The organism is Serratia sp. T13T92 (assembly GCF_047530105.1).
Taxonomy (GTDB): Bacteria; Pseudomonadota; Gammaproteobacteria; order Enterobacterales; family Enterobacteriaceae; genus Chania; species Chania fonticola.
In genome coordinates, this window is record NZ_JBLJAK010000123.1 from 1 (window position 1) to 1,002 (window position 1,002).

The 1,002-nt window shown below is 41.3% G+C and carries 1 pseudogene; it reads right to left on the reverse strand.

The annotated features are described in order from the left end of the window. A pseudogene (locus tag ACMV5I_RS29495) lies at positions 1 to 451 on the reverse strand (IS6 family transposase); the annotation flags it as partial. Between the last annotated feature and the right edge of the window lie 551 nt (positions 452 to 1,002).

Below are 1,002 nucleotides of genomic sequence, written 5' to 3' on the forward strand. Positions count from 1 at the left end.
CATTATTCAGATACTTGTTCTTCTTGACAGTAATGACCCCTTCTTCTGGTTTGTTGGCGTTGAGTGTGGTCTGCGTTGCCATGTTAGCGCCACTTTTATCAATGGTCACTTTCTCCGGTTCATGGTGCTGTCGAATGACCTTGCGAAAGAAGCGCAACGCCGCTGCAGCATCCCGTTTGGCGGTCAGCAGAAAGTCGATGGTTTGACCGGCAGCATCGACCGCACAGTAAAGATATTTCCATTGGCCTTTGACTCTGTTGTTGGTTGCGTCCATGCGCCATCGACGATCCGCAGTACGTTTATGTCGGCGAAAGCCATTATCCAACAACGGAACCAGTGGGATTACCCAGCGATAAATCCTGGAATGGTCAACAGCAATGCTGCGTTCAGCCATCATTTCTTCGAGATTAAGCAGACTGAGGGCATAAGCGAGATACCAGTAAACGCACTGCTACAGATTTTTGCAACAGAACCCTTAAAAACGGTTTAGGCAGCAATGCTTCCGTACTCGCGCCGAATGGCGCGTTATGCTCTCGTGGCAGTCAATATAACTCACAAACAATACTATTGCGATCTATTTTGTCGTTTAATCTTCGTTTAAAGGATTTTATTCTGACTTTTTGTTTTTTGCGACCTATCGATCTAAATTATGTCTGTATTGGCCGAAAATCAGTGAAAATTAACTGAATATTTTGTTTTTTTGAAAAAAACTTTTTTTATAGAAAAATTTTTGCCAAGATATTTAGCGGCAGGAAGATCATGATATGAAATATTCAAGTGGTCAGTCAGCTAGCAAAGTGGCCAGTCAGATTCAGATAGTTATCCTGCTTAAGTTGTTATATTTTTTAAATTTAATGAGCCAAATTTAGATGTTGGACCTTAGGTCTTTTACTCTCGTTTGGCTTTACCTGATCTTGATGTTATTTTCCATGTATATAAGGACCGTATATGAAGCTTAATAAAGTTATGATGTTTGCAGTGATTGCTTTTGGCGCGACATCG